The 23,440-nt window shown below is 69.7% G+C and carries 23 protein-coding genes and 1 tRNA gene; 12 read left to right on the forward strand and 12 right to left on the reverse strand.

The window, feature by feature from the left end:
• Nucleotides 1-891: 891 nt before the first annotated feature.
• From AC06E6_RS13590 to AC06E6_RS13630, 9 genes are all read left to right on the forward strand, one after another.
• On the forward strand, nucleotides 892-3,165 hold the full coding sequence (locus tag AC06E6_RS13590; protein WP_240212447.1) for a nitric-oxide reductase large subunit: 2,274 nt from the start codon (nucleotides 892-894) through the stop codon (nucleotides 3,163-3,165).
• A gap of 861 nt (nucleotides 3,166-4,026) precedes the next feature.
• Nucleotides 4,027-4,185, forward strand: a complete 159-nt coding sequence (locus AC06E6_RS13595; protein ID WP_240212448.1) for a hypothetical protein — start codon at nucleotides 4,027-4,029, stop codon at nucleotides 4,183-4,185.
• A gap of 45 nt (nucleotides 4,186-4,230) precedes the next feature.
• A complete protein-coding gene (locus tag AC06E6_RS13600) occupies nucleotides 4,231-5,460 on the forward strand; it encodes an NnrS family protein (protein ID WP_240212449.1) in 1,230 nt (409 codons plus the stop codon).
• Entirely contained in the window at nucleotides 5,457-5,867 is a 411-nt protein-coding gene (locus AC06E6_RS13605; protein WP_313230080.1) for a SirB2 family protein, read from the forward strand. Before AC06E6_RS13600 ends, AC06E6_RS13605 begins: the two co-directional genes overlap by 4 nt.
• A gap of 5 nt (nucleotides 5,868-5,872) precedes the next feature.
• Nucleotides 5,873-6,124, forward strand: coding sequence for a DUF2249 domain-containing protein (locus AC06E6_RS13610; protein ID WP_240212450.1), 252 nt, complete (start codon nucleotides 5,873-5,875; stop codon nucleotides 6,122-6,124).
• Nucleotides 6,121-7,347 carry a hypothetical protein gene (locus tag AC06E6_RS13615; RefSeq protein ID WP_478061689.1) on the forward strand — a complete coding sequence of 409 codons (1,227 nt, stop codon included), beginning with the start codon at nucleotides 6,121-6,123 and terminating at the stop codon, nucleotides 7,345-7,347. The genes AC06E6_RS13610 and AC06E6_RS13615 overlap by 4 nt, the downstream gene beginning before the upstream one ends.
• Nucleotides 7,348-7,533: 186 nt before the next feature.
• Nucleotides 7,534-8,607: a copper-containing nitrite reductase gene (gene nirK, locus AC06E6_RS13620; protein WP_161614847.1), complete on the forward strand. Its 1,074-nt coding sequence runs from the start codon at nucleotides 7,534-7,536 to the stop codon at nucleotides 8,605-8,607.
• A 14-nt stretch (nucleotides 8,608-8,621) separates the two neighbouring features.
• Nucleotides 8,622-9,389 carry a formylglycine-generating enzyme family protein gene (locus AC06E6_RS13625; protein ID WP_240212452.1) on the forward strand — a complete coding sequence of 256 codons (768 nt, stop codon included), beginning with the start codon at nucleotides 8,622-8,624 and terminating at the stop codon, nucleotides 9,387-9,389.
• Nucleotides 9,386-9,982, forward strand: coding sequence for an SCO family protein (locus AC06E6_RS13630; RefSeq protein ID WP_478061691.1), 597 nt, complete (start codon nucleotides 9,386-9,388; stop codon nucleotides 9,980-9,982). Before AC06E6_RS13625 ends, AC06E6_RS13630 begins: the two co-directional genes overlap by 4 nt.
• A gap of 239 nt (nucleotides 9,983-10,221) precedes the next feature.
• Here AC06E6_RS13630 and AC06E6_RS13635 read toward each other — a convergent pair whose 3' ends face one another.
• The 5 genes from AC06E6_RS13635 to birA form a co-directional block, all read right to left on the reverse strand.
• Complete coding sequence (locus tag AC06E6_RS13635; protein WP_240212454.1) at nucleotides 10,222-10,794, reverse strand: cytochrome b; 573 nt, start codon at nucleotides 10,792-10,794, stop codon at nucleotides 10,222-10,224.
• Between the two features lie 626 nt (nucleotides 10,795-11,420).
• Nucleotides 11,421-11,496, reverse strand: a tRNA-Thr gene (locus AC06E6_RS13640).
• Nucleotides 11,497-11,538: 42 nt separating this feature from the next.
• Nucleotides 11,539-12,312 carry an SPOR domain-containing protein gene (locus AC06E6_RS13645; protein WP_478061693.1) on the reverse strand — a complete coding sequence of 258 codons (774 nt, stop codon included), beginning with the start codon at nucleotides 12,310-12,312 and terminating at the stop codon, nucleotides 11,539-11,541.
• 9 nt (nucleotides 12,313-12,321) lie between these two features.
• The gene (locus AC06E6_RS13650; protein ID WP_240212456.1) at nucleotides 12,322-13,059 is read right to left on the reverse strand and encodes a type III pantothenate kinase; all 738 of its coding nucleotides are present in this window, start codon (nucleotides 13,057-13,059) and stop codon (nucleotides 12,322-12,324) included.
• Nucleotides 13,056-14,021, reverse strand: a complete 966-nt coding sequence (gene birA / locus AC06E6_RS13655; protein ID WP_240212457.1) for a bifunctional biotin--[acetyl-CoA-carboxylase] ligase/biotin operon repressor BirA — start codon at nucleotides 14,019-14,021, stop codon at nucleotides 13,056-13,058. Before birA ends, AC06E6_RS13650 begins: the two co-directional genes overlap by 4 nt.
• 128 nt (nucleotides 14,022-14,149) lie before the next feature.
• Between birA and AC06E6_RS13660 the strand changes: the two genes are divergently transcribed.
• A complete protein-coding gene (locus tag AC06E6_RS13660) occupies nucleotides 14,150-14,437 on the forward strand; it encodes a hypothetical protein (protein WP_161614855.1) in 288 nt (95 codons plus the stop codon).
• Complete coding sequence (locus AC06E6_RS13665) at nucleotides 14,404-15,207, forward strand: M90 family metallopeptidase (protein WP_240212458.1); 804 nt, start codon at nucleotides 14,404-14,406, stop codon at nucleotides 15,205-15,207. Before AC06E6_RS13660 ends, AC06E6_RS13665 begins: the two co-directional genes overlap by 34 nt.
• Nucleotides 15,208-15,295: 88 nt before the next feature.
• Here the strand turns inward: AC06E6_RS13665 and AC06E6_RS13670 are convergent, their stop codons facing one another.
• The 6 genes from AC06E6_RS13670 to AC06E6_RS13695 form a co-directional block, all read right to left on the reverse strand.
• Nucleotides 15,296-16,723: an ATP-binding protein gene (locus AC06E6_RS13670; RefSeq protein WP_104939823.1), complete on the reverse strand. Its 1,428-nt coding sequence runs from the start codon at nucleotides 16,721-16,723 to the stop codon at nucleotides 15,296-15,298.
• 21 nt (nucleotides 16,724-16,744) lie between these two features.
• Complete coding sequence (locus AC06E6_RS13675) at nucleotides 16,745-17,428, reverse strand: response regulator transcription factor (RefSeq protein WP_004136763.1); 684 nt, start codon at nucleotides 17,426-17,428, stop codon at nucleotides 16,745-16,747.
• Nucleotides 17,429-17,499: 71 nt separating this feature from the next.
• Nucleotides 17,500-17,871, reverse strand: a complete 372-nt coding sequence (locus AC06E6_RS13680; RefSeq protein ID WP_409475963.1) for a PepSY domain-containing protein — start codon at nucleotides 17,869-17,871, stop codon at nucleotides 17,500-17,502.
• Between the two features lie 187 nt (nucleotides 17,872-18,058).
• Nucleotides 18,059-19,093 carry a tRNA dihydrouridine(20/20a) synthase DusA gene (gene dusA, locus AC06E6_RS13685; RefSeq protein WP_478061695.1) on the reverse strand — a complete coding sequence of 345 codons (1,035 nt, stop codon included), beginning with the start codon at nucleotides 19,091-19,093 and terminating at the stop codon, nucleotides 18,059-18,061.
• A 451-nt stretch (nucleotides 19,094-19,544) separates the two neighbouring features.
• A complete protein-coding gene (locus AC06E6_RS13690) occupies nucleotides 19,545-20,795 on the reverse strand; it encodes a CsgG/HfaB family protein (protein ID WP_275692533.1) in 1,251 nt (416 codons plus the stop codon).
• A gap of 291 nt (nucleotides 20,796-21,086) precedes the next feature.
• Entirely contained in the window at nucleotides 21,087-21,779 is a 693-nt protein-coding gene (locus tag AC06E6_RS13695; RefSeq protein ID WP_240212460.1) for an MgtC/SapB family protein, read from the reverse strand.
• 147 nt (nucleotides 21,780-21,926) lie between these two features.
• Between AC06E6_RS13695 and pncA the strand changes: the two genes are divergently transcribed.
• Nucleotides 21,927-22,550: a bifunctional nicotinamidase/pyrazinamidase gene (pncA, locus tag AC06E6_RS13700; protein ID WP_240212461.1), complete on the forward strand. Its 624-nt coding sequence runs from the start codon at nucleotides 21,927-21,929 to the stop codon at nucleotides 22,548-22,550.
• A gap of 9 nt (nucleotides 22,551-22,559) precedes the next feature.
• Here pncA and purU read toward each other — a convergent pair whose 3' ends face one another.
• Nucleotides 22,560-23,411, reverse strand: a complete 852-nt coding sequence (purU, locus tag AC06E6_RS13705; protein ID WP_240212462.1) for a formyltetrahydrofolate deformylase — start codon at nucleotides 23,409-23,411, stop codon at nucleotides 22,560-22,562.
• Nucleotides 23,412-23,440 lie beyond the last annotated feature (29 nt).

Raw genomic sequence — 23,440 nt, forward strand, 5'->3', positions numbered from 1 at the left:
CTTCGCCCCGCCGGACGGGCGGGCGCCGCACGGCGCCTGCCCCGGACTCGGCTGCGAAGCGGGCGAGCACGTCGTTTTTCGACGAGACAGGGGCGAACCGGAAACAGGCGAAGCACTGCTTCGCCCCGGTGAGCGGGCTGGCGCCGTGAGGCGACTGCCCCGGCCCCAGCTGCATCGCAGCTGGGTCTCGTCGAAAAATCCCGCTGGCGGAGTGGACCCGGCGCGCGTAGCGCGTCGGGCGCGTAGGCAGGGCGTGTTGACCAGCCATCCGGCTGTTGAAAAGCGCCTCTTTGGGCCACGTTTCTTTGCACGAGCAAAGAAGAGCTCTTCAACAGCCGAATGGCAGGTCAAGGTGGCTCGCTCCTGCGAAGAAGGAGTGAAAGCTCTGCTTTCAGGCTCCCGCTTTGGCTCTGCGTCTTGGCTGTTGTCGTGTAGTTCTGGAAAGCTGAAGCAACAGCAAGGGCAGAATCAAGAGCTTTCGCTCCCCTTCGGGGCGCGAGTTACTTCTCTTTGCTCGTGCAAAGAGAAGTAACCAAGAGAAACACGGGCCGGGACGCGATCCGTCGGGCTGCACCCGCCGGTTCCCTGTGCTCCTCGCGGATCAGGGGGACGGCGCACAACTCGCTTCGCTCAGACACGTGCGCCTCTTCGCCCCCTGCCCCGCTGCGGTGCTCGGCTCGCTCTACGGCCGTGAAAAGTCAAAAGCCAAGAGCAGAGCAAGATCACGGCAACTGCAACTGCAACTGCAACTGCAACGGCAACGGCAACGGCAACGGCATGAAGCTCTCGCCAGGGTGTCCGGACCGCAATCACCGGCATGCTTGACCTGCGTCATGGAGCCCCTTGGCGGCCACGCCGATGATGCGCCGGTATCCTCAGGAGAGCCGCATCATGAATTCGACACGCAAGCTATGGGTGGGGCTGGCGGCCCTGCTCATCGCCTCGTTCGCCGTCCTGCTATGGGTCGGCAGCGAGGTCCATCGCCAGGCCCCGCCCTTGCCCGAGAAGGTCGTGACCGAGGACGGCCAGGTCATCTTCACCCGCAACGACATCGAGACCGGCCGCCAGGTCTGGCAGTCGATCGGCGGCCAGCAGCTGGGCTCGATCTGGGGCCATGGCGGCTACGTCGCGCCGGACTGGGGCGCGGACTGGCTGCATCGTGAAGCCGAAGCGGTAATGGACCTGTGGGCCCGGCGCGAGGCCGGCGCGGAGAGCTACAAGCAGCTCGACGCGGCCACCCAGGCCGCCTACGCCAAGCGCGTGCAGACCCTGCTGCGGCCCAATACCTACGACGCCGTGGACGGCACGATCATCGTCGACAACGACCGCGCCGCGGCGATCGCCACGGTCGCCGCGCATTACCAGAGCCTGTTCTCGGCCGACCCGGCCACTGCCGGACTGCGCGAGGCCTACGCCATGCGCAACGACACCGTGCCCGACGCCGGGCACCGCCGCCAGCTCACCGCGTTCTACTGGTGGGCAGCCTGGGCCTCGGTGACCGAGCGCCCCGGCTCGGACATCACCTACACGGCCAACTGGCCGGCCGACAGCCTGGTCGGCAACACCGCGCCGCCGAGCACCTTCATCTGGACGGTGTTCAGCGTGCTGTTCCTGATCGCCGGCGTCGCCCTGCTCGGCTGGCATTACGCGGTCAACCACGGCGACGAAATGGCCCCGGTGCTGCCGAAGACCGATCCGCTGGCCGCGATCAAGGTGACCCCGTCGATGCGCGCCACCGCCAAGTACTTCTGGGTGGTGATCGCACTGTTCCTCACCCAGATCCTGCTCGGTGCCATCACCGCGCATTACCAGGTGGAAGGCCAACAGGCCTACGGTTTCGCCATCGCCGACGTGCTGCCGTACTCGCTCACCCGCACCTGGCACACGCAGCTGGCGGTGCTGTGGATCGCCACCGCCTGGCTGGGCATGGGCCTGTATATCGCGCCGGCGATCTCCGGCCATGAGCCTAAGTTCCAGCGGCTGGGAGTCAACTTCCTCTGGATCTGCCTGATCGTGATCGTGGTCGGCGCGTTCGCCGGGCAGTGGTTCGCGGTGATGCAGAAGCTGGGGCTGGAGCGTAACTTCTGGTTCGGCCACCAGGGCTGGGAATACGTGGACCTGGGCCGCTTCTGGCAGTGGTTCCTGTTCATCGGCCTGGTGCTGTGGCTGACCCTGGTGGGCCGGGCGCTGTGGCCGGCGATCAGGAACGGCGGCGAGTCCAAGTCGATCGTCAGCCTGCTGTTCCTGTCGGTGGTCGCCATCGGCCTGTTCTACGCCGCCGGCCTGATGTGGGGCGAGCATACCCACCTGTCGATGGTCGAGTACTGGCGCTGGTGGGTGGTGCACCTGTGGGTGGAAGGCTTCTTCGAAGTGTTCGCGGTGGCGGTCATCGCCTTCCTGTTCACCCGCCTGGGCATGCTGCAGGTGAAGTCGGCCACCGTGGCCGTGCTGTTCGCCACCATCGTGTTCATGGCCGGCGGCGTGCTCGGCACCCTGCACCACCTGTACTTCACCGGCACCCCGACCGCGGTCATCGCGCTGGGCGCCAGCTTCAGCGCGCTGGAAGTGGTGCCGCTGGCCTACGTGGGCTTCGAGGCGTACCACAACTACCGCATGGGCAAGGCCACGCCGTGGATGGCGAAGTACAAGTGGCCGATCCTGTTCTTCATCGCGGTCTCGTTCTGGAACCTGGTCGGCGCCGGCCTGTTCGGTTTCCTGATCAACCCGCCGCTGTCGCTGTACTACATGCAGGGCCTGAACCTGACCCCGACCCACGGCCACACCGCGCTGTTCGGCGTGTACGGCATGCTCGGCATCGGCCTGATGCTGTTCTGCCTGCGCGGGCTCAAGCCGGACGTGGTGTGGAACGAAAAGCTGCTCAAGGCCAGCTTCTGGGCGCTGAACCTGGGCCTGGCCGGCATGGCCGCGTTCACCCTGCTGCCGCTGGGCATCCTGCAGCTCAGCGCCGCGCTCAAGCACGGCTACTGGTATGCGCGCTCGGCCGAGTTCATGCAGCAGCCGATCGTGGACATGCTGGTGTGGATGCGGGTGCCGGCCGACACGTTGTTCAGCGTCGGCGCGCTGGCGCTGGCGTGGTTCGTGTTCCGCCTGTGGGTGGCGCCGAAGAAGGCAGCGCTGCCGGTGGGCGAGGCCGATCAGGCCTGATCGGATACATCGCACGATGCAACGGGAAGGGCCGCGCAAGCGGCTCTTCTTCTTTGGGCACTTCAGCCGGACGCCTGTTGTTGTTGGCGTTGCCGTGATTTTGTTTTTTCCTTTGCATTTGACTTCCGGGTCCCTTCCGCAGCGACGGAGCCGACGGACAAGACACCGCAGGGGCGACGTGCATGGGTTCGGCGGAAATAGGCGAAGCACTGCTTCGCCCCGCCGGACGGGCGGGCGCCGCACGGCGCCTGCCCCGGACTCGGCTGCGAAGCGGGCGAGCACGTCGTTTTTCGACGAGACAGGGGCGAACCGGAAACAGGTGAAGCACTGCTTCGCCCCGATGAGCGGGCTGGCGCCGTGAGGCGACTGCCCCGGCCCCAGCTGCATCGCAGCTGGGTCTCGTCGAAAAATCCCGGCGGTAGAGTGGACCCGGAGTGCCGCTGGTACGGAAAGCGCTGAGGCAGGGGCGTGTTGACCAGCCATCCGGCTGTTGAAAAGCGCCTCTTTGGGCCACGTTTCTTTGCACGAGCAAAGAAGGTGGCTCGCGCCCCGAAGGGGAGCGAAAGCCCCTGATTCCGCTTCCGCCATTGCTTGGGCTCCCCAAGGCCGGCCAGAGCGTCGACCAAGAGAACCGTGCCCGGCCGATAGCCGGGAAATCCAAAGGCAAAGCATGAAAGCAGGTGCTTGAAGCAGAGCTTTCACTCCTGCTTCGCAAGAGCGAGTTACTTCTCTTTGCTCGTGCAAAGAGAAGTAACCAAGAGAAAGCACGGGCCGGGACGCGATCCGTCGGGCTGCGCCCGCCGGTCCCCTGCGCTCCTCGCGTGCCGAGGGGACGGCGCACAACTCGCTTCGCTCAGACACGTGCGCCTCTTCGCCCCTCGTCCCGCTGCGGTGCTCGGCTCGCTCTACGGCCGGGGGACGTCAAATGCCAAGGGCAACGGCAAGATCAACAGCGACAGCAACCGCAAGGGCAAGGGCAAGAGCCGTCAGCCGCCGGCCCGCGACCAGCCCCAGACCTGACCCACGTCAAGGCACCGCCCACCGCCCGGTAGCAAGCTGCGCCCCATGAAAACCGAAGCCACGCCGCCGCCCCGCCTCTCGCCCGCGTGGCTCGCCCACGCCCCGCACCGGCTGATGTTCTTTGTCGGCGCCGGCAATGTGCTGCTGGCGATGCTGTGGTGGGCGCTGTGGCTGGCAGCGGCGCGCTGGGGCGGCTGGACGATGCCGGCGCTGGCGATCCCCGCCGGCTGGCTGCATGCCTTCGTGATGCAGTACCTGGTGCTGCCCAGCTTCATCTTCGGCTTCCTGCTGACCGTGTTCCCGCGCTGGATGGGCCTGCCCGAGCTGGAACGCTGGCGCTATGTGCCGGTGGGCCTGGGCCTGATGGGCGGGCAGCTGGCCATCCTGCTCGGCGCGGCGGGATGGCAGGCCGGGCTGACCGTGGGCCTGTGGATGGCGCTGGCCGGCTGGACCTCGGCGCTGTTCACCCTGGGCCGCCTGCTGGCCGACGAGAAGGGCCATACCTGGCACGCGCGCTCATGCTTCGCCGGGCTGCTGCTGGGCTGGCTGGGGTTGGCGATGTTCATCGCCTTCGTGCTCGGCGCCTCGCCCGCCTGGGCCTTCGCCAGCATCAAGATCGGCGGAATCGGCCTGCTGCTGCCGGTGTACGTGACCGTGGCGCACCGCATGTTCCCGTTCTTCGCCAGCAACATCGTGCCGGGCTACCAGCCGTGGCGGCCGCTGCCGTGGCTGGGCGCGGTCTGGGTGCTGCTGCTGGTGCACCTTGGACTGGAACTGGTGCACGGCTATGCCTGGCTGTGGCTGGCCGACTTGCCGCTGCTGCTGTTGACCGGCTGGGCAGTATGGCGCTGGTGGCCGCGGCGGCGCATGCCCGGCCTGTTGGCGGTGCTGTTCGTCGGCAGCGCATGGCTGCCGGTGACCTTCGCGCTGTACCTGGTGCAGAGCGTGACGTACCTGGCCAGCGGTGATTTCATCCTCGGCCGCGCGCCAATGCACGCGCTGTTCATCGGCTTCTTCGGCAGCCTGCTGGTGGCGATGGTGACGCGGGTGACACAAGGCCACTCCGGGAGGCCGCTGGTGATGCCGAAGGTGGCGTGGTTCGCGTTCGGGTTGCTGCAGGCGGTGGCGGTGATGCGCATCGTCGCCGACATCGCGCCCGACGCGCTGGCGTGGCAGGCCGCGGCCGCGTTGGGCTGGCTGCTGGCGCTGGCGCCATGGGTCACCCGCATCGGCCGGATCTACCTGGCGCCGCGCGCGGACGGGCGCCCCGGATGAGCGCGATGCTGGCGTTCTACCCGGACATCAAGCTTGTCCACATCAGCGCGGCGATGACCAGCGGCACGCTGTTCGCGCTGCGTGCGTTGGCGCTGATGGCGGGCATGCGCTGGCCGCGGCTGGCCGCGGTGCGCTACCTGAGCTACAGCATCGATACCGTGCTGCTGACCGCGGCGATGATGCTGCTGACCCTGCTGCCGGCAGCGCTGTTCGCCAACGGCTGGCTGTGGGCCAAGCTCGCCTTCCTGGTGGCCTATGTGGGGCTGGGCATGGCCGCATTCCGGCGCGGACGCGAGGCGCGCGCGCGCGTGGTCCTGGTGGCAGCCGCGGCGCTGTGCTTCCTGCAGGTCTACGGCATCGCGCGGACGCATCATCCGCTGGGCTGGCTGCTGTGGCTGGGCGGTTGAGCGCGGTGGCGACGACCTGCCTGGACCTGCGCGGCCTGCCGGCCCCGCAGCCGATGGAGCAGATCCTCGCCTGCCTGCACACGCTGCCGGCGGGACAACGGCTGCTGGCGTTGACCCCACTGTATCCGGCGCCGCTGCTGCCGATGCTGGAACACATGGGCTTCGCCTGGGACGTGCACGGCCTCGCCGACGGCGCACGCCTGGTGGTCTGCCACGCCGCCGAGCGACACCTCCTGGATATCCCGCCGTCACCATGAGCGGCCTGGCGTTCGCCCAGGCGCCACCGCCCTCGCATCCGCTGCGCTTTCTTGCCACGTCCCTGCTCTGGGGCGCGGCGGCCGGTGCGTGGCTGCTGGTCGCGGGCGACAACCTGCTGCTGTCCCTGCATGCGCCGGCCACCCTCGCGCTGGTGCATGTGTTCACCCTGGGGCTGCTGGGCAACGCGATGCTCGGCAGCCTGGTGCAGTTCCTGCCGGTGGCCGCAGGCAGCCCGCTGCCGCTGGCGCGCGGCGTCGCACCGCTGCACGCCACGTTCAACCTGGGCGTGATGTTGCTGCTGCCGGCGATGGCCGCGCATTCGGCCGCATGCGGCGTGCTCGCGGTGCCCCTGCTGCTGGGCACGCTGGCACTGGCCGCTGGCGCGGTACTGGTCGCGGTGGCGCGCGGCAGCGGCGCGCGCACCGTACGCACCGGCATCGGCCTGGCCGCGGCATCGCTGCTGGCGGCGCTCGCCCTGGGCGCCGCATTGCTGTCGATGCGACTGGGATGGCTGGTGCCGGCCCGGCCGCTGACCGCCGCACACGCCGGCTTCGGCCTGCTGGGCTGGGTGCTGGGGCTGCTGGCCGCGGTGGGCGGCGTGGTCATGCCGATGCTGCAGGGCGTGCGTTGCATCGCGCCGGCATGGCGGTGGGGCTGGCTGGTCCTGCTGGCCGGGGTGATGTTGGCCGCGGCGGCCGATGGCCTCGGCGCCACGCTGCCGGCGGCAGGGTCGCGCACCCTGGCGACGTTGCCGTTGCTGCTGTTCGCCGCCACGGTGATCGCGCTGCAACGGCGCGCGCCGCATCGCCGCGGCACCATGCTGCGGCGCTTCTGGGCACTGGGCAGCGTGGCGCTTGGCGGCGGCGCATTGGCGCTGTGGCTGCCTGGGCGCGAGCTGCTGGCCGGTACGCTGGTGATAGCGGTGGGCTTTCCCGCCCTGGTGTTGGGCATGGCGATGGAAATCACCGGCTTCCTCGCCTGGATCGCGCTGCGCCGACGGCTGCCGCGTGGTGTCCGCGTACCCGGCGTCGGCAGCCTGTTCGACGAGCGGCACAAGCGACGGGTGTGGTGGCTGCACGCGGCCGCATCGCTGTCGCTGGCCCTGGCCTGCGTGCTGCCGGGGCTGGCGCGCCTGGCCGGCGCATTGCTGTTGCTGGCCTGGCTGGGCGCCGCGTGGGCGCTATGGCGTTGCTGGCACGCGGCATCGACCTGGCGCCCCTGAGCGCGGCGTTCCACGGTGTTGCGCGGACCTGCGCCCGCATGGGCTTTTGACATGGGTCAAGCCATGCGCAATTGCACTGCAATCAAGGCATTCCGGCGTGTCCGGATTGATCCGGATCAACGCTGGCGGGCAGTCCGCGCCGGGAACATGAACCCATCGGCCAGAGGCCATTCAAGGGGTAACATCATGAAGCGCCTGCACCACCCGTTCGTCGCCTGTGCACTCGCCGGCGCCATCGCCGCCGCCTTCGCCGGCAATGCCTTCGCCGCCAGGAAAGACGTCGCCGAAGCGCCGCTGGAAACGATCCAGGCCGTGCTGACCGCACCGCCGTTCGCGCCGCCACCGATCACCCGCAAGACGCCGGCCCATGTCGTCGTCGACCTGGAAATGGTCGAGAAGGAGATGCGCATGGCCGATGGCGTGAGCTACAACTTCTGGACCTTCGGCGGCACCGTGCCGGGCAGCTTCATCCGCGTGCGCAAGGGCGACACGGTGGAGTTCAAGCTGAAGAACCACCACAGCTCGCACTTCTCGCACAACATCGACCTGCATGCGGTCACCGGCCAGGGCGGCGGCGCCGAGGCCACGTTCACGCTGCCGGGTAAGGAAACCCAGTTCACGTTCAAGACGCTCAACCCGGGCCTGTACATCTACCACTGCGCGATGGCGCCGGTGGGCATGCACATCGCCAACGGCATGTATGGCCTGATCCTGGTCGAGCCGGAGGAAGGGCTGGAGCCGGTGGACAAGGAGTTCTACGTGGTGCAGGGCGACTTCTACACCGAGGGCGCGCACGGCGACCCCGGCCTGCAGGCCTTCAGCCTGGAGAAGGCCATCGACGAACACCCGACCTACGTGGTGTTCAACGGCTCGGTCGATTCGCTGCAGGGCGACAAGGCGCTGACCGCCAAGGCCGGCGAGAAGATCCGCATCTTCGTCGGCAACGGCGGCCCGAACCTGGTGTCGAGCTTCCACGTCATCGGCGAGATCTTCGACAAGGTCTACACCGAGGGCGGCTCGAAGTACCAGGAGAACGTGCAGACCACACTGGTCCCGGCCGGTGGTTCGGCGATCGTCGAGTTCAAGGCCGACGTGCCCGGCAACTTCGTGCTGGTCGACCACAGCATCTTCCGTACCTTCCACAAGGGCTCGCTGGGCATCCTCAAGGTCGAGGGCGAGAAGAACCCGGAGATCTACACCGGCCAGCAGCACGACATCGACTACACCGAAGGCGTGCCGCAGGGCAGCCAGTACAAGTAAGCAGGGCCCCGCACATGGAACGGACGCTTCTCCTGGTGTTGCTCCTGGCATCGGCCACGGCCGCTGCGGTGGAGGCCGATGACGGCTACCGCAACGTTCCCGGCGGGCCGTTCCGTTCCTCGGTGCGGTTCGAGGAGACCTCCGCCACGCGCGACGTGGCGGCGTTCTCGATGATGGCGCGCCCGGTCAGCAACGCGCAGTTCGCCGCATTCCTGGCGCGCAACCCGCAGTGGCGGCGCGACCAGGTTCCAACGGTGTTCTCCAGCCCCGGCTACCTCGGCCACTGGGCGCGGCCGGATGCACCCGGCGATGCGCTCGATCCGCGGGCACCGGTCACCCATGTGAACTGGTACGCGGCCGACGCCTATTGCCGTGCCGACCAGGCGCGCCTGCCGACGTTCCTCGAGTGGGAGTACGCGGCCGCCGCCGATGCCACCCGCGCTGATGCGCGCGATGACCGCCGCTGGCGCCTGCGCCAGGTCAACGACGGCACGCCGCATGCGCCCGATGCCGCCGCCGGCGCACCAGCCAACGTGCACGGCATCCACGCCCTGCACGGCGCGCACTGGGAGTGGAGCGAGGATTTCGCCTCGCTGCTGGCCGGCGGCGACCGCCGCGGCCAGGCCGACGGCGACGCCCTGCGCTACTGCGGCGCCAGCGCCATGGCCTTCAACGACCCGGGCGACTACGGCGTGGTCAAGCGCTTCGTCCTGCTGTCCGCGCTTCAACCCGGGGCCACCCTGGGCAATCTCGGTTTCCGCTGCGCAAGGAGCCAGCCATGAACAGACCCATCGCATTCGTGCTGCTCGGCCTGGCGCTGGGCGTGTCGCCCGCGCTCAATGCCGCCGACTCGCCGGTCGCGCCGGCGGCCAGCCTGCCCGGGCAGTCGTTGTACCACCTGCAGGTCACGCTCACCGACCAGCACGGCAAGGCCGTCCCCTGGGCATCGCTGCGCGGCCGCCCGCAGCTGGTGTCCATGTTCTACGGCAACTGCCACCTGATGTGCCCGCTCATCATCGAGAGCGCCAAGGCCGTGCACAAGCAGCTGCCGGCGGACCAGCGCACGCGCCTGGACGTGGACATGCTCACCCTGGATCCGGTGCGCGACACGCCCGCCGCGCTGGCCGGGATCGCGCAGCGCCACCGCGCGCCCGACGACTGGCGCTTCCTGCAACCGGCCGAGGGCGATGTGCGCGCGCTCGCCAACCTGCTGGATGTGCGCTACCGCTTCCGCGACGACGGCAGCATCAACCACACCAGCGTGCTGGTGCTGCTCGACGCGGAAGGCCGCGTGCGCGCGCGCAGCGAAGTGCAGGGCGTGGCCGCGGATCCGGAGCTGGTCGCCGCCATCGGCGCCGTGCTCGACGGCCGCTGACACCCGCGCTTCCGTCACGGCGTCGTAGCGCCCGGTAGCGGCGTAGCGGGCAGACGCATCGATCCGGCCGGGGCAGGTACCGGCGCATCCCGGGTACACATGCGGAGCGGGATCCGCTGGCCGCGCATCGGCGGCACGGAAAGCGGCACGCCCGGCGCCGCACGGGCGCCGACGTGGCCATGGCCGGCAACGATGCGTGGAGCGGCACCATGCAGCCACCGCTCCACCAGGCCATGGCCTCAGGCGGGCGGTGCCTCCGACGCGGCATCGGCCTGGCGGCCACCGCCAGGCAGCATGCGCCGCAGGGTGTTGTCCTTCTGCACGTAGTGGTGCGCCAGCGCGGCCAACGCATGGATGCCGATCAGCCAGTAGCCGAACGTGCCGATGGTCTCGTGCAGCTCCTCAAGCGTGTCGGCCAGCGTGGCGTCCGCGGCCACCAGCGGCGGCAGGACCAGGCCGAAGAACGGCACCGGCTTGCCGGCGGCGCTCAGCACCAGCCAGCCCAGCAGCGGCTGCGCGATCATGAACACGTAGAGCAGCACGTGGACCGAGCTGGCCGCCCACCGTTGCCAGGCCGGCGGTGCCGGGACGATCGGGGGCGTGGTGGTCAGCAACCGCGTGAGCAGCCGCACCCACACCAGCGCGAGGATCGACAGGCCGATCGAGAAATGCAGGCTCTTCATCAGGTCGCGGGCCGCGGTGCCCCTCTCGAACATTCCGCGCAGTTCGATGGAGGCATACGCCAGCACGAACAGCAGCAGCATCAGCCAATGCAGCCCGATCGACCAGCGGTTGTAGGTGTCGTGTTTCATGGATTCCGGCTCCTGTGTCTGTTGCGGTTCTGCCAAGGCCTTCGACCCGGGACGCCGCGCGCGCGCCAGACCGGCGCCACCGACGGTTGTTCCGGTGGGTTATGCGTCACGATGCCGGCCATCCCCGCCGGACACCGCGGTTGGGGCCGTCCGACCCTCCCGCCGTCGCCCCCGCGATGGGCGCGCACCCCGCGCGGCCCACCAGGTACACGGACACGATACGCCCATCGCGTTCGCGCCGCTGGAAGACGTCGTACGCAGTGCCGGCCAGTGGGCCGTGCATCCACTCATGTGGTCGCGCGCGCAGTGACGCGTCGTGCCAGCCCGGGGCTTCGGACCGCTACAGATCCCATGCCATTGCCCGTGCGCACGGGCGATGGTTCCGTCGCACGAGCAGACGATGCCGCCGAGCGGTGGCGGTGGTGAGCCGACCCTGCGCCCTGAGGAGAATGGTGTGATGGCCGTGCGGAAGTCACCGGAGATGCGGACGCGCGGTTCGCCGCGGGCAAACGCATCGCCCGCCAAGCGTCGAACATGGGTGCGCCCGCTGGCCGTATGCGCGGACACCGGCACTTCAGCCGCGACGTGGTTTCGGCGATTGCCTGGACGCCCTTGAAACCGGGCATTGGTGCCGCTTATCCGAATCGAACGGATGACCTACTGTTTACAAGACAGTTGCTCTACCGACTGAGCTAAAGCGGCAAGGGTCCACGCGGCGCACCCGCGGTGCGCCCGGGCGGCATTCTAGCGCAGGCGCGCGCACTCCAGCGCCTGCCGCTGCGCCGCGCCGCTGCGCTTGTGCAGATCCGCCGCGCTGGCGGTGTCGGCATGGGCCACGTCCAGCCACCAGCTGGCGTCGGCCTCGACCCCGTTGCCGACGATCCGCACCGGGAAGCCCGCCGCCACCAGGGTGGCGAGACGACGTTCGGCGCCTTCACGGTTGCGGTATTGGCCCAGCGCCACCGCGTTGGCGTCTTCGCCCTGGGCGATGATGAAGTAATCGCTGAAGCCGGCTTCGACGATGCGCCGGGCCATGGCCTGCGCCTCCTCGCGGCTGGCGGCCGGGGCGGTGAGCACGCGGTAGCTGGCCGCTTTGGGCTGCACTTCGCGCAGCTGCGAGCGGGGCAGGTCCGCGCGCAGCGCGGCCTGCGCCGCCTGCGCCTGTTCCCGGCTCGGGAAGGGCCCGAAACTCGCGCACTGCTGCTGCGGCGACGGCTGCGGCGCGGACACGGCAGCGGCTGGCGTAGCGGCGGCGGTAGCCGCAGCCCTGGCCGCATCCGGCGCCGTGGCCGGGGTAGGCGCCGGCGTTGCAGCAGCAGCCGTTGCGGCAGCACCGGTCGGCGCCGGTACGGCCGGCGCGCCGGCGCCCACGGCGTCCATGGGTACCAGTTCCAGCGTCGCGACGCCGGTTTCGCGGACGTCGGGCGCTGTGGCCGGTGCCGGCCGCGGCGTCATCCACCACAGCGCCACGCCGAGGTTGAGGATGGCCAGTGCGACGATCAGGAAGCGAATCAGCATGGCGCGATCCTAGCGCTCCGGCGTCGCCTGGTGCACGGCCCAGCGGGCCAGCCCGTCCAGCACCAGGGCGGGCCGGTGCTCGGCATCGGGCAGCAACGGCAACAGCGGGAGGGCGCCGCCGCCATGCACCAGCAGGGACGGCGCGGTCCCGAGCAGGTCGGCGCCATGCCGCAGGCTGCGCTCGACCAGTGCCACCGCGGCGCCGTCGCACCCGGACGCCAGCGCGTCGGCGGTGTCATTGGCGAACTCCGCATAGTCGCCGCCGCTGGCCGGCAGCTGTGCCGCGCGCGCATGCAGGGCCTCGCGCATGACCGTGGGCGAGGCGCCGATGCGGCCACCCAGATGGCGACCGTCGGCATCCATCAGGTCGATCGTCAGCGCCGTGCCCACGCCCACCACCAGCACCGGCCGTCGCGTGGCGGCCGCGGCGAGCAGGGCGAGGAAACGATCCACGCCGAGCTTTTCCGGGCGCGCATAGGCGATGGTGACGCCCGCGCATGCCGGCAGCGTCCGCGCCACCTGCACGTGTGCGAAGCGGGCCCGCAGCAGCTCCATGACCGTCGCGGTCAGTGCCGGCGCCGCGACGCTGGCCACCCAGGCGGTGTGGCCGCGCGGCAGGGCCTCCAGCGCGGCCGCGGTCATCGCCTCGGCGCCATGCGCCCATGCCTGCACGCTGCCGGCGACGGCACCGTCGAGCGGTGCGAACTTGAAGCGGGAATTGCCCAGGTCGAACAACCAGTCGCTCATTGCGCCCTCACGCTGACTTCGCCGGCATGGAAATGGCGTTCGCCGCCGTCGATGGCCAAGCGCAGCGCGCCGTCCTCGGCCAGGCCATGGGCGATGCCCTCGTGCAGGGTGCCCGCTTCCTCCACGCGCACCGCGCGCCCGGCCAGCACGTCCATCGCCGCGTAGCGTGGCAGGAATGGCGCCAGCCCCTGCTGTTCGAACAGGTCGAGCGCCGGCAGCAGCTGCGACAGCACTGCCGCGACCACCTGGTTGCGCGACACCGGCGCGCCGGCCAGGGTATCCAGATCGGCCCAGGGCTGGGTGATGTCGGCGGCGCTGGCGCCGGGCATGCGCACGTTCAGGCCAAGCCCGATCACCGCGCGCGCCGGGCCGGCGAACTCGCCGCCGCCCTCCACCAGCAGGCCGCCCAACTTGCGACCGTCGACCAGTACGTCGTTGGGCCATTTCAGCCCGGCCGCGGCGAAGCCCAGCGCATGCAGCGCTTCACCCACCGCCACGCCCGCGGCCAGGCTGAGCCCGCCCATGCGCGACAGGCCGCCGGCGAACGCCCGCGACACCGACAGGTAGATGTTGGCGGCCAGCGGCGATGCCCAGTGCCGGCCGCGGCGGCCGCGGCCACCGGTCTGGCGCTCGGCCAGCAGCACCTCGACCCCGCGCAAAGGCGCGCTGCGCCGCAGCAATTCGCTGTTGGTCGACCCCACCGTCCAGGCGATATCCAGCGCCGCGACCGAGCCCGCCACCGCGGGGGCCAGGTGTTCCAGGATGCGAGCGCGGTCCAGCAGTTCCAGCGGCTGCGCCAGCCGGTAGCCGTCGCCGGCACGGCCGTCGATGGCCACGCCGGCCGCCCGCAGCCCTTGGATACGCTTCCAGACGGCGGCGCGGGTCTGGCCCAGTTCACGCGCCAGGGCGTCGCCGGAAAAGGCGCCCTGGCCCAGCTTGGCCAGCAGTTCTCGGTCGTCCACGACGGATCTTCTGATCGCAACAGATCGGCCGATTATGCGTGAAGGCACCCGGACCGCCCATGGGGGCTTCCAATCCGGCCGGGAAAGCAGGCTAGAATCGGGAGCTCAACCGCCCCCGGATGTCGACGATGCGCCGTACCGCCCATTGCCTGATCCTGCTGCTGGCCCCCGTGGCCGCGCATGCCGCGGAGGCGATCGACACCCCGGCCCGCAACGGCTGCACCTATGCCCCGGGCGAAGTGGAACGCGTGGCGGCACCGGCGGCGTCGGTGAGCCTGGCCAACGCCGCCCCCCCGTCGCAGCCCAAGCACGCCGTGCCGGCGCCGCAGCAGGCCGGCGGCGGCAGCGACGAGGAGATCATCCCGCGGCTGCGCGCGCCGAAGTGGCACCGGTTGCTGCCGGGTATGTTCCGCTGATCCAGTCGTTCCTGCGCCGCTGGCGGCGCCCGCCGCCTTCCATTGACGAAACCCTCTGGCGCAGCACGTGCCAGGCATGCCCGTGGCTGCACGCGCTGGATGCCGGGCGCCAGGAGCGGCTGCGCGGCCTTGCGGCGCATTTCCTGCACCGCAAGGCGATCACCCCGGTGGCCGGGCTGACGCTGGACGACAGCCAGCGCCTGCTGCTGGCCGCGCTGTGCTGCCTGCCGCTGCTGGAGTTCGGCGAGCAGGGCCTGCAGGGGTGGTCGGAACTGGTGGTGTATCCGGATGCGTTCCGGGTACGCCGCAACCATGTGGACGCGGCCGGCGTGCTGCACGAGTGGGACGATGAACTGATCGGCGAAGCCTGGGACAGTGGCCCGCTGCTGCTGTCCTGGGCCGACGTGCAGGCCGACATCGCCGACCCGCAGGCGGGCTTCTGCGTGGCGGTGCACGAGATGGCGCACAAGATCGACGTGCTCGATGGCGCGCTCGACGGCACGCCGCCGCTGCCGCGCGACTGGCAGCGGCAATGGGCACGCGATTTCCAGCGCCGCTACGATGCCTTCTGTGCGCAGGTGGACGCCGGCCACGACACCGCGATCGATCCGTATGCGGCGGAAGCGCCGGAAGAGTTCTTCGCCGTGGCCACCGAGTACCACTTCTCCGCCCCGCACCTGCTGGAGCGGGACATGCCGGACGTGGCCGCGCACCTGCGCCGCTTTTACGGCCCCTCGCCGTTCGCTGCCCAGCCGCCGGAACGTGCGTAGGTGCGGGGCCCGCCCCGCACGCGCTGTCGTCGGTAAAGCCCCGATCGCGCCCTGAAGCGCTCACCCACGGGCCATCAACCGCGCCGGGTCACAGGCCCGGCGGCAGGGTCACTTCGAAACGCGCGCCACCCAGTTCCGGCGACCGCTTGACCTGCAGCTCGCCGCGGTAATCCTTGATCAGGTCCTGCACGATCGACAGGCCGATGCCGTGGCCCTGCACGCGCTCGTCGCCGCGCACGCCGCGCTGCAGGACCTTGGCGATGTTCTCCTCGGCGATACCGGGGCCGTCGTCGTCCACCGCCAGTTCCAGGCCCGCGCGCCGACCGGGCGCGGCGGGAATGGCGCGCACCGTCAACAGCACCCGGCGCCGCGCCCACTTGAAGGCATTCTCCAGCAGGTTGCCCAGCAGCTCCTGCAGGTCGCCGGGCTCGCCGTAGAAGTTCACGCCTGGCTGGATCTCGAACTCGCACAGCACGCCCTTGCTGGCGTAGACCTTCTCCAGCCCGCGCACGATCTCCTCGGCGTTGGCCTCGATCGGCACCGGCGCGGAGAACAGCTTGTGGCCCGACGACGCGGCGCGGGCCAGCTGGTAGGACACCAGGTTGTTCATGCGCTGCAGCTGCACGTCCAGCTCCTCGCGCAGCGCACCGTCGCCGGCACCGCTGTCCAGCTGCGTGCGCAGCACCGCGATCGGCGTCTTCAGGCTGTGCGCGAGATCGGCCAGGGTGTTGCGCTGCCGCTCCAGATTCTCGCGTTCACTCTCGATGAAGGCGTTGATGCTGTCGGTCAGCGGCTCCAGCTCGCGCGGGTGCATCTCGCTCATGCGCTCGCGCTCGCCGCGCTGCACCCGGGTGAGTTCGTTGATCACGCGCTTGAGCGGACGCAGGCTCCACTGCAGCACCAGCGTCTGCAGCAGCAGCAGGATCAGGCCGGTGACGCCCAGCCAGAACCACACCGCGCTGCGGAACACGCGCAGCTGCTTGCCCAGCGCGCGTGAATCCTCGAGCACGTAGATGGTGTAGGGGAACTCGCTTTCGGGGCTGCCGTCACCGCCCCAGACCAGGCCCATGCCGTAGCGGTAGACCTCACCGGGCGTACCGTCGATCTGGGTGATCGGCAGCGGGCCTTCGAAGATCTCCTCGCGCGGGGCGAGCATGCGTCCGCTGACGTCCGGCAGGATCGGGCCTTCGGCCGACATGGAGTTGCCGGAGTGGCCGGGCATCACCACCTGCAGGTACAGGCCGCTGCCGGGCACGTCGAAGCGCGGGTCCGGCGGTTGTTCGCGGATGTAGAGCGAGCGGTCGCGGGTGAAGTCGATGCCGGCCGCGTAGGCGGTGGCGTAGTTCTTCAGGCGCTCGGAAAGATTGGCGCGCGCGGTGCCAGCGAAGGCGGCGTCCAGCGCATAGCCGGCCAGCGCAAGGAAGGCCACCAGGCCCACCGAGGCGGCCAGCAGCTGGCGCGCCTGCAACGAACGCGGCCGCCAGCGCCGGAAAAACCACAGACGGCCGTAGATCATGCCCGTACCGCGCGTGGCGGATCAGCCCTCGTTGCGTGGAATCGCGAAGCGGTAACCGCGCCCGCGCACCGTCTCGATCGGCTTCAGTTCGCCGTCCGGATCCAGCTTCTTGCGCAGGCGGCCGATGAACACTTCCAGCACGTTGGAATCGCGGTCGAAGTCCTGCTGGTAGATGTGCTCGGTGAGATCGGCCTTCGAGACCAGCTCACCGGCATGCATCATCAGGTATTCGAGGACCTTGTATTCGTAGCTGGTCAGATCGACATTGCTGCCGGCCACGCTGACCGTCTGCGCGGCCAGGTCCAGCGCGACCGGGCCGCACTCCAGGGTCGGCTTGGACCAGCCGGCGGCGCGGCGCAGCAGCGCGTTGACACGCGCCAACAGCTCTTCGACGTGGAACGGCTTGACCAGGTAGTCGTCGGCGCCCTGCTTCAGGCCCTCGACCTTGTCCTGCCAGCTGGAACGGGCGGTCAGGATCAGCACCGGGAACTTCTTGCCCTCGTCGCGCAGCGCCTTGATCAGCTCCATGCCCGACATCTTGGGCAGGCCCAGATCGATGATGCCGACATCGAACGGCACCTCGCGTCCCATGTACAGCCCTTCCTCTCCGTCCTGCGCGGCATCGACGGCAAAGCCTTCGCGCTTGAGCCGGGCTGCCAGGGTCTCGCGCAGCGGGGCTTCGTCTTCGACCAGAAGGATACGCATGAACTCTCCCTAGTTGCTTGGCCGGCGGTTCACCGGCATGGGTAAGCGGATTGCGGGACAACTATCGCCGTTCAGGGGTTATCGCCGCGTGGTGGCTGTTCGGCCTGGCGCGGCCCCCGGGGGGCGCGGGGCGACGGCGGCGCGTCATCCATGTAACGCACGCGGCCGCGGTCGTCCATGTACTTCACCCGGTTGATGTCGCGGCCATCGTAGGGCACGCGCTCGGCGCCGAGGATGCGGCCGCCGGTCTCGCGCTGGACGCGCCGCACCGCATCGGAAAGCGAACCGGCATTGTCGCGCATGCGGGCGCGCGGCATCTCCCGCTCGCCCCCCTGCATCTGCTGCGGCCGGCCGTCCTGCGCCCAGGCCTGCGCCATCGGCGTGCCGGCCGTGAAGACGGCCGCGGCGGCGAGGGCAAGAATGTGACGCGGAACCGGAAGCATGACGTGATCCTATCGGACTGCGGCGGATCGTTCAAAATCCGTGAAAACAAAGGCCCACGGGTTTTTTCACGAGACTTACGAAATCGAGGCAAATTCTTGATTTTTAGGGGTGAATCCGGTCTGAACCCTCCCCCCTCCGCAACCGCTCCATTCAGCTACATGAGCAAGATGAATACGCCCCGATGCTTCAGGCCGCACGTGCCGCTTGGTCGCGGGTGACCTGCACCGCCTGCTCGACCAGTGACCAGCCGGCGCCGGGCCGATGCGCGCCCTCGCTGAGCACCTTCCGGAAGCCGCGGCCACCGGGCTGGCCGTGGTACAGGCCAAGCAGGTGGCGGGTGATGTGCTTGAGCGCCAGCCCTGCCTGCAGCCGGGACTCGACATAGGGGCGCATCTGCTGCAGCAGGTCCTCGCGGCTGCGCGGGGCCGCGCCGGTCTGCGCCGCTTCCAGCAGGTGCAGGACATACGGGTCGTGGTAGGCGGCCCGGCCCAGCATCACCCCGTCCACGTGCACCAGTTGCGCCTGCGCCGCCTCGACCGTGGCCAGGCCACCGTTGAGCACCACCGGCAGGCCCGGACGCTCGGCCTTCAGCCGGTAGGCCCAGTCGTAACGCAGCGGCGGCACCTCGCGGTTCTCCCTGGGCGACAGGCCCTGCAGCCACGCATTGCGCGCGTGCACGACCACCATTGCCGCCCCGGCCTGCACCTGGCGGTCGACGAACGCGGCGAACGCGGCGTAGTCGTTGTCCTGGTCCACGCCCAGCCGGCACTTGACCGTGACCGGGATATCCACCGCCGCGACCATCGCCGCCACGCACTCGCCCACCAGCTCCGGCTCGCGCATCAAGCAGGCGCCGAAGCGCCCGGCCTGCACCCGGTCGGACGGACAGCCGCAGTTGAGGTTGACCTCGTCATAGCCCCAGTCCGCGGCGATGCGCGCGGCCTGCGCCAGCAACGCCGGGTCACTGCCGCCCAACTGCAGTGCCAGCGGGTGCTCGCTGGGGTCGAACCCCAGCAGCCGCTGGCGGTCGCCATGGATGACCGCATTGGCGTGGACCATCTCGGTATACAGCCGCGCGCCGGGCGCTAGGATGCGGTGGAACACCCGGCAATGTGTGTCGGTCCAGTCCATCATCGGCGCGACCGACAGCCTCAAACCCTCCAGAACGTAGGGCTTATGGGGCTTGGAGGCCTCGACGCGGGGCGTTTCGGTATGCGGCATGGTCCTGGTGCTTCTACGGGTCTGCGGGGCACAGCCCGTGCGGCGGCGTGGTGCATGTGCGCGACGGGAGCGGTCGCCGCCAGGCGCCGGGCCAAGGGCACAACATCTTACACGGGGCTTTTGCACCCACTGCTGAAGGCAACAGACAGGGTGCTGTACCTCAAACGCTCAGCCGACTCATCCCCTAAAGCAGCATAGCTGCCAGCGACGACAGCCGGCCGGTTCACGCAGCGATCCACGGACGGAGAAATCCGGCCCGGATGTCGACGCCAGCCAAACCGACCACGCTTGTACTCCGGCAACCCGGACGTGGCGGGGCAGCCACATCCCTCAGCTCAGCGGCTGCAGCCTGCACCACTTGTACGGATTCATCGTCTGGGCGGGATTCGCGTGGGCTCCGCCTGCGCCGGACCAGGTGCAGGCCCCACCGTCGCGGCGCGGCGGATGGGGCTCAGGGCGCCGACACCACCGCCGAGGGCACCCAGCCCTTGTTGCCCATCTCGTCCTCGACTTCGAGCATGTTCCCCTGGATGTTGCCGGTGGGAAACACCAGCATGCCGGTAGCCAGTTCGGCCACCGTGCCCGCCTGGCTGTTCGCGCCACTGAGCAGTCGCGCGGTGCGGCGCAGCGCGAGCGTACCCGCACCTGCCAGTTGCTTCAGCGCCAGTTGCGCGTCGGGCACCCCATCGGCGACTGCTGGCACGATGGTGGGCGCCACCGGCAGCCCGGGCACTGCCTCGACTTCGCCAGGCAGTGGCAGCGGCAGCGACGCGGCGGCCGCAGCGGCGAGCACCGGCATCACCGCGGTGGCCTGCGCGGCGATCGCCGGCGCGTCCAGGCGCGCCATCGGTTCGACCGCGGCCATGATTGCCGGGGCCTGCGGGGCCGCCTTCGGTTGCTGCCGCGCGAACACCCGGCTGCGTGGCTTCTGGATGTCCGCAACCATCTGCTCGAAGGCCTCTTCGTAGGCCTCCTGGATGACCTTGCCGATCTCGGTGTTCTCCCAGCTGCCCAGGCGCACGCCGGCGTTGCCCTGCGCATTCGACGCATTGACCATCGCCGACCACGCGCGATCGGTGATCTTCGCCTCGCCGGTCACGCTGACCAGCTGTTCGGACGTGCGTACGTCCACGAGCGTCAACACCACCTGCGCGGTCTGCTTGTTGCTGGACATCTTGCCCGCGATGCCAAGCGTGGCGACGTTGAGCATGCCGGCCATCAGGCCACGCTTCTGACCGGACGCCGCCTGCACGCCGACATTGCTGCCGCCCGCGTTCGGGTTCTGCGACACGATGTCGGGAATCAGCACGAAGTCGGCGCCCAGCATCTGCCCTGCCCCGATGTTCTGGTCGTCCTGCAGGTGGCCCGCCTGGGCCAGCGCGCGCTCGGCCTGCGCAGCCGCAAAGCCGACGCCCCGGTCCAGGACGGAGAAGCAGCGGGAGTCGTTCACCAGCACGCGCAGCATCCGCGTCGGTGCGGGCAGGCCGTACGATGCCCAGGCCCCCATGCCGTCGTCCGGCTCGACGATGCGCAGGGAGCCGGCACTTTCCGGACACTTCTTCGAGCCCAGCGCGGCGGTGATCAGGCGCCCCCCGGGAATGATCTTCGAGATCGCGGCATGGCTGGCAAAGCTGCTCGCTCCCAGAATGACGCCAAGGACAGCCGCGATCACAACGCGGGGCCGGATTGAAGTTTCCATCATCACCACATCTCCTGATTGCCCCTTGCCGGGACAGGTATCCAGACCCTCCGGCCTGCACGACGCACGCCACGGGCAGGCGCGCGCGACCGGGCACCATATAGGTTTGTGATGATTGTGTGAAGATGCATTTCCCCGGAAATCCAGGGCATTGGCGCGCGTTGTAGGCGGCACGACCCACCGATCCCGCAGCGGCGCAGAAGATCCATGCTGGACCCGCGGATGAAGCAGTCCGGGCGGATGCGGTGCGGCCCTCTCCACCGCGCACCGGGAACCGGCGCCGCGCCCTCGTGCTCAGCCCTCGGCCAGCCCGGGCAGCTCCACCGACACCACGCCTTCGACGCGGCCCAGCTGCTCCGCCCTGGCCAGCATCTGCGCGCGCGGCAGCGGCGGGTCGCAATCGATGTCGACGATGTCGTTGTCCTGCTCGCGCGGACGCAGGGTGATGCGCCGGACCGGCAGGCCCGCGTCGCTGGCGGCATTCTCCACCCGTGCCAGCGGCGTACCCGCCGCGATGCGCAGGCGCAACCGGCCGCTGTGTGCGCGACGGTGCAGGTAACGCTGTTCCAGCGGCTTGAGCAATGCCAGGATCGCCCACATCAGCAGCGTCGCCATGATCGCCGCCGCATAAAGGCCGGCGCCCGCAGCCAGGCCAACCGACGCCACCGCCCACAATCCAGCGGCGGTGGTCAGCCCGCGGATCACCTGCTCGCGCTGCAGGAACAGGATGGTGCCGGCGCCGAGGAAGCCCACGCCGCTGACCACCTGCGCGGCGATGCGCGACGGATCGAGCTGGATGCCCGGCCGCCCCAGCACGTCGAAGAAGCCGAACGTGGACACGATCACCGCCAGCGCCGAGCCCACGCAGACGAGCATGTGCGTGCGCAGTCCGGCGGCCCATTCCAGGCGCCCGCGGTTGATGCCGATCACCGCGCCGAGCAGGGCCGCCAGCAGCAGCCGCAGGCCAAGTTCCCACCACTGGATCATCGCCGCCTCCCGGTTGTCCGCCGGCAGCCTGCCGACGCCGCAGTGTAGGCCGATGCGCAGGCCGCGCGGCCACGGGTGGCGTGTGCCGCGGGCCGGCACCGCCCATCACGGCGTTACACTTCAAGGTTCCCCGCACCGGAACCTGCGATGTACGGCAATGACACCGCCCTGCTGGTGATCGACCTGCAACCCGACTTCATGCCCGGCGGCGCGCTGCCGTGCCACCAGGGCGATGCCATCGTGCCGGGTATCGCCGCACTGCTGGCGCGGCGCCACTACGCCACCGTCGTGGCCACCCAGGACTGGCACCCGGCCGACCATGCGTCGTTCGCCAGCCAGCACGCCGGCCGCCGGCTGTTCGAGTCGATTCCGCTGCACGGCCATGCGCAGACGCTGTGGCCGGACCACTGCGTGCAGGGCACCGCGGGCGCGGCACTGCACCCGCAGGTGGACTGGAGCAGCGCCGACCTGATCCTGCGCAAGGGCAGCCATCGCCAGGTGGATTCGTACAGCGCGTTCCGCGAGAACCACGGCCCGCGCGGCGAGCGCCCGGCCACCGGCCTGGCCGGCTGGCTGCACGAGCGCGGCATCAGCGAGGTGCACGTCTGCGGGCTGGCGCGCGACTACTGCGTGCTGTGGAGCGCGCAGGACGCGGCGATCAGTGGCTTCCGCGTGCGGTTCCTGTGGGAGCTGACGCGGCCGGTATCGCCCGAGGGCGACGAAGCCACCCGCATCGCGCTGATCGAAGGCGGGATCGACATCGTGGCGTGATGCCGCCGCTCAGCGGAACACCACGGTGCGGTGGCCGTTGAGCAGGATGCGGTGCTCGACGTGGCGGCGCACGGCGCGGGCCAGCACCAGCGATTCGGTGTCGCTGCCCAGCCGCACCAGCTCGCGCGGCGTCATGGCATGGTCCACGCGGGCCACGTCCTGCTCGATGATCGGGCCTTCGTCCAGGTCGCTGGTGACGTAGTGCGCGGTGGCGCCGATGATCTTGACCCCGCGCGCGTGCGCCTGGTGGTACGGCTGGGCGCCCTTGAAGCTGGGCAGGAAGCTGTGGTGGATGTTGATCGCGCGGCCGGCCAGCGCTTGGCACAGCTGCGGCGACAGGATCTGCATGTAGCGGGCCAGCACCACCAGGTCGATGCGTTCGCGCTCGACCAGGTCGAGCAGTTGCCGTTCCTGCTGCACGCGGTTGCCCGCGTCCACCGGCAGATGGTGGAACGGCACGCCGTAGGAACCGGACAGGCTGGCGAAATCCGGGTGGTTGGAGGCCACCGCGGCGATGTCCACCCGCAGCTGGCCGCTGTGCGCGCGGAACAGCAGGTCGTTCAGGCAATGCCCCTGCCTGCTGACCAGCACCAGCAGCCGCGCGCGGCGGCGCGCGTCGTGCAATTGCCAGTCCATGGCGTACTCCGCGCCCAGTTGTGCCAGGCGTTCGCGCAGCGCCGCCGCGTCGCCGGCCGCGGCCATGTCGAAGTGCACGCGCAGGAAGAAACGGCCGCTTTCCTCGTCGCCGAACTGCTGGGCGTCGAGGATGTTGCAGCCGGCCTCGAACAGCAGGCCGGAGACACGGTAGACGATGCCGGTACGGTCCGGGCAGGAAAGGGTGAGGATGTAATCGGGTCGCATCGACGGAGTCTAGCGACGCTCGAAATTTT

The organism is Stenotrophomonas sp. Steno-Z10-HUANG, from assembly GCF_056393075.1.